The sequence below is a fragment of the Delftia sp. ZNC0008 genome (genome assembly GCF_000799035.1).
Taxonomy (GTDB): domain Bacteria; phylum Pseudomonadota; class Gammaproteobacteria; order Burkholderiales; family Burkholderiaceae_C; genus Comamonas; species Comamonas tsuruhatensis.
Genome location: NZ_JTKZ01000010.1, coordinates 1 through 5,200, shown reverse-complemented (window position 1 = coordinate 5,200; position 5,200 = coordinate 1). Strand labels below are relative to the sequence as shown.

The 5,200-nt window shown below is 66.4% G+C and carries 3 protein-coding genes; 1 reads left to right on the top strand and 2 read right to left on the bottom strand.

Features of this window, described 5'->3' with window-relative positions; translation table 11 throughout:
- Positions 1–529: 529 nt before the first annotated feature.
- Together L995_RS00180 and L995_RS00175 are read right to left on the bottom strand one after the other, a co-directional pair.
- Positions 530–1,309: a tyrosine-protein phosphatase gene (locus L995_RS00180; protein ID WP_016454230.1), complete on the bottom strand. Its 780-nt coding sequence runs from the start codon at positions 1,307–1,309 to the stop codon at positions 530–532.
- Positions 1,310–1,527: 218 nt separating this feature from the next.
- Entirely contained in the window at positions 1,528–4,443 is a 2,916-nt protein-coding gene (locus L995_RS00175) for a DNA topoisomerase III (protein ID WP_034368856.1), read from the bottom strand.
- Positions 4,444–4,571: 128 nt separating this feature from the next.
- On the opposite strand from L995_RS00175, the gene L995_RS00170 reads away from it, so the two are divergent.
- On the top strand, positions 4,572–5,200 hold a 629-nt coding region (locus tag L995_RS00170), incomplete at its 3' end, for an SET domain-containing protein (protein WP_047467979.1).

Below are 5,200 nucleotides of genomic sequence, written 5' to 3'. Positions count from 1 at the left end.
AAGACGCCCCCGCAGGCACCGGCGTGGTGATCACGCCGATCCAGCCCTGACCCGGCTGGCTGTTGGCTGTTACCCAGCCTCCCCCCTTCTGCCCACGCAGGTCGCCCGTAGCGAAGCGAAGGGTCGTGGGCAGTGCGGGGCGCGCTTCTTTGCCTACTTTCTTGCCGCGCGGCAAGAAAGTCGGTCGGCCGCCGGGCCGAAACCCGGCCTCGAAAAACAACCACCCGGCAGGGACAAATCCAGCGAAAGAACCAAAGCACAAAGAGTCACCGCGAAGTCCGCGTATGACTCACATTGGCATCCACAGTCCCAAACACCGTCACCCCACTGCCACTGGACGCCTGGCTCCCCGCCACATCCCCAGGCACCCCGCCCGCGCAACCAGCCAGCCCCACACTCAGGGCCACCAGCACCATCGCGGCCAGCCCACGCATGCCGTATTTCATCGCAATCTCCTTGAACTCCGGCGCAACCGACCGGCACAGCCCATGTTAGCCGCGCCACCCTGCCGCCCCGTGAGCGAAGGTAATCACCCTTCGAGGTAAAGCGCAGCCAGCCGCTCGCGTGCCGCACTGTCGATGCCCAGCGCATCCCGCAGATACCCTTCCATCCCCCCGAAGTCGGCCCGCACCATGTCGGTGGCGGCCGCAAGGTAGGAGGCCTGCACGCGCCACAGCACATCCATCACTTCGGCCGGCATGGGGGCGAAGGTGGTGGCGGGCCGCTGGTAGAGCTGGTTGGTCAGCAGGTAGTCCTGCATCACGGTGTCCTCGTCCACGCCCAGCGCGGTGAGCAGCAAGGCGGCAGCCCAGCCCGTGCGGTCCTTGCCGGCCGTGCAGTGGAAGACCAGCGGATCCTGGCTTTCCAGCAGCAGCTGGAACAACTGTGCAAAGCGCGGTGCGTAGGCGTGCACGAAGCTGCGGTAGGTGTCCTGCATCAGCTCCTCGGCATGGGCGGCCGTGAGGTCGTTGCCTGCGGCGATCAGGGCGCTGGCGCGCTGCACCACGGTGGGCTCGACGATGAGCGCATGGCGGGCAATGCCCGGCCATTCGTAGGCCAGGTGGGCGCTTTCCATCTTGCCCCGGAAGTCCGCGCTGCGCGCGAGCTTCAGGCCCTGCAGCACGTCCAGGTCCGCTGCGCTGAGGCCGGCCAGGTGGTCGGCACGGAACAGCGTGCGCCAGCGCACGCGCCGGCCATCCAGGCCCGCGTAGCCACCGAGGTCTCGGAAGTTGGAGGCGCCGTCCAGGCGGATGGAGCGCGAGGGCGCCGGGGAGGAAGCAGCGGCGGCAGCCGCTGCCGGGGTGAGCATTTCGGTATCCATGCCCGCTAGATTAGCCCAAGCATGTGTTGCCCCCATGTCAGGCCGGCGACCCGCTGGTGTAGAGCTCAAACACTGCCCTCAAAACTGGCGCGCCCCAAAGCCAGGGACACCGAGGAAGGGCCTAAGCCGGCCGCGCCGCCCCGCACCGAGGGTGTCGTCCCCCTCCCTCGCGGAGCGAGTAGAGAGGGGGAAGGCGCGTAAGCGCCTCAGGGGGTGAGATGTTTCCCCACGATGCCGGCCAGCTCGAACATGTTCACGCTGTCCTTGCCGAAGACGGGCCGCAGCTTGTCATCGGCGCGGATGACGCGCTTGTCCTTGGGGTCCTGCAGGTTCTGGGCCTTGACGTATTCCCACAGCTTCTTGACCACCTCGGTACGCGCCACCGTGCCTTCGCCGATGACGGCGGCCAGGGCCGCGCTGGGCTGCAGCGTGCCGGCAGCCGGCTTGCGCGCAGTCTTGGTGGCCGTCTTTGCCGTGGTCTTGGCCGCGGCCTTCTTGGCAGGTGCCTTCTTGGCCGGCGCGCTCTTGGCGGCCGCCGTCTTGCGCGGCGGGTATTTGCTGTCGCGCTGCTCGAACTCGAAGTTCACCTTGCCGGCCGCGCCATCCCACACCAGGAAGGCCTTGAAGCTGCGGCGCGTGCGGTTGGAGACGAACTTGTCCAGCAGGTCGGTCTTGCCGGTCTGCAGCAGCTTTTGCATCTGCTCGCGCTCTATGGGCTGCTGCAGGATGATCTGCCCGCTCTTGAAGTCGCAGCTGGGCGTGGCCTGGGCCAGCGTGGGCACGGCCTTGGCGCAGACGTAGTTGCTGCCGTGCTCGAAGACGGGCGCGCCGCACTTGGGGCAGGGGCCCAGCGATTGCTGGCTGGCGAAGTCCACCAGCTCGCCCGTGTCTTCGGAAGCGGCGTCGTCGCCGAAGTCGAACTCGAGCTTGTAGTTGCCGCCTTCCTCATCGTGCACGATGGTGACCTCGGCCACGAAGGGCCAGCCGGCCTTGGAGCGAAAGCCGTCCAGAGGGCCCAGGCGGCGGTCGCGCAGCAGTTGCTCGGCCTCGGCCGTCTCGAAGGTGCGGCCTGCAGGCGACTTGGTGAACGAGAAGCCGCAGCCCGCGCCCTGGCCGTCGCTGCCCGTGCAGCCGTAGCGGCGGTAGTTCTCCTTGACCACGCCGCCGCAGTTGGGGCAAGGCGTGGACAGGGTGGCGTAGTCGCCGGGCACGGTGTCTCGGTCGTATTCCTTGGCCTTCTTGACCAGCTTTTCCGTCATGGACTGGATCTGCTGCATGAAGGCATCGCGCGAGAGCTGGCCCTTTTCCATCTGGGCCAGCTTGTATTCCCATTCACCGGTGAGGTCGGCGCGCGAGAGCTCTTCCACGCCCAGGCCGCGCAGCAGCGTCATGAGCTGGAAGGCCTTGGCCGTGGGAATCAGCTCGCGGCCTTCGCGCAGCATGTACTTTTCGGTCAGCAGGCCTTCGATGATGGCCGCGCGCGTGGCAGGCGTGCCCAGGCCCTTTTCCTGCATGGCCTCGCGCAGCTCGTCGTCCTCCACCTGCTTGCCCGCGCTTTCCATGGCGCCCAGCAGCGTGGCTTCGGAGTAGCGCGCGGGCGGCTTGGTCTTGAGGCCCTTGGGATCGACCTGGCCGGCGCGCGGCTGCTCGCCGGGCTGCACCGCGACCAGGGGCTGGCCCTTGTCGCCGTCCTTGCCGCCTTCGACCTCGTTGGCGGCCTCCTTGCCGTAGATGGCCAGCCAACCGGGCTTGACCAGGATCTTGCCTTCGGTCTTGAAGCTGTGCTGCTCGACCTTGCTGATGCGCGTGGTCACCTGGTGCTCGGCACTCGGGAAGAACACGGCCATGAAGCGGCGCACGACGAGGTCATAGAGCTTTTGCTCGGCCTCGGACAGGCCGCTGGGCGCCTGCGTGGTCGGGATGATGGCAAAGTGATCCGAGACCTTGCTGTTGTCGAAGATGCGCTTGGTCGGGCGCACGTAGTTCTCGTCCAGCGCCTGCTGGGCAAAGGGCGCCAGGTGGCGCATGCCGCTGCCGGCCAGCATGGCGAAGGTCTGGTGCGCCACGGGCACGTAGTCCTCGGGCAGGGCACGCGAGTCGGTACGCGGGTAGGTCAGGGCCTTGTGGCGCTCGTACAGGCTTTGCGCCAGCGCCAGCGTGGTCTTGGCCGAGAAGCCGAACTTGCCGTTGGCCTCGCGCTGCAGGCTGGTCAGGTCGAACAGCAGCGGGCTGGCCTGGGACGTGGGCTTGGACTCCTCGGTGACCTGGGCCGGCTTGCCGCGCACGGCGTCGGCGATGGCCTGGGCGTCGCGCTGGTTCCAGATGCGGTCGGCGCGGGCTTCCGCATCCTCGCTCTTCTTCCATTGGGGATCGAACCACTTGCCCAGGTACTGGCCGGCCTGCGCGTCGAAGGCGGCATGCACTTCCCAGTAGTCGCGGCTGACGAACTTGCGGATCTTTTCCTCGCGCTCCACCACCAGGGACAGCGTGGGCGTCTGCACGCGGCCCACGGTGGTCAGGAAGAAGCCGCCGTCGCGCGAATTGAAGGCCGTCATGGCGCGCGTGCCGTTGATGCCCACCAGCCAGTCGGCCTCGGAGCGGCTGCGCGCCGCGCTGGCAAGGCCCTGCATCTGGCTGTCGCTGCGCAGGTTCTGGAAGCCGTCGCGGATGGCCTGCGGCGTCATGGACTGCAGCCACAGGCGCTTGACCGGCTTTCCCAGGCCCTTGCCGTCCGGCTTGGCACCTGCAGCGTACTGCTCGATCAGGCGGAAGATCAGCTCACCCTCGCGGCCCGCGTCGCAGGCGTTGATGAGTTCGGTGACGTCCTTGCGCTTGGCCAGCTTGACCACGGCATTGAGCCGGCTCTTGGTCTTGTCCACGGGCTTGAGGTCGAAATACGGCGGAATCACCGGCAGGTTGGCAAAACTCCATTTGCCGCGCTTGACGTCGAATTCCTCGGGCGCCTGGATTTCCACCAGGTGGCCCACGGCGCTGGTCACGACGTAGTGCTCGCTCTCGAAGTATTCATCGTGCTTGTCGAATTTGCCCGCCACCGGAGTCAACGCGCGGACGATGTCCTGCGCGACCGAAGGCTTCTCAGCAATCACCAGGGTCTTTGTCATTGTGTGTACTCGTCATTCCCCGCAGGAGCTGCATGTCGCATGCCTGCGCTTCTACAATCCATGGCTCACGCGTGTACGTACGTGTACGCGCACGCGCATGTGTGCCTATTCAAGTTATCAGAGAAAACATGCCCCGCACAGCTTTGGCCCCTTCCGGCGGCCGCCGTATCCAGACCCGCCGCTCGGGTGTCCATGGCAAGGGCGTCTTCGCCGTGCAGGATCTTGCCGAAGGCGAGGTCCTTGTCGAGTACGTAGGGGAAATCGTCAGCTGGCAGGAAGCCCAGGACAGGCACCCGCACGACCCCAGCCAGCCCAACCATACCTTCTACTTCCACATCGACGAAGACCGCGTGATCGATGCCAACTACGGCGGCAATTCCTCGCGCTGGATCAACCACAGCTGCGCGCCCAACTGCTACACCGACGAGCGCGATGGCCGCATCTTCATCGTCGCACTGCGCAACATCGCCGCCGGCGAGGAGCTGAGCTACGACTACGGCCTGATCATCGACGAACCCTACACCAGGAAGCTGAAGGCCGAGTATCCCTGCTGGTGCGGTGCGGCCACCTGCCGCGGCACGCTGCTGGCGCCCAAGCGCGGCTGGCGTCCGCCCATGCCCGGCGATGCGTTGCCGGCCGGCGCAAAGCCGAAATCGGAAAAGTCTGAAAAGGCAAAGCGGCCCCAAAAACAGCAGGCCCAAGCGCCAAAGCCTTTGGGCAAACCCACCCAAGAGCCGAAGAAGAAATCCGGCACATC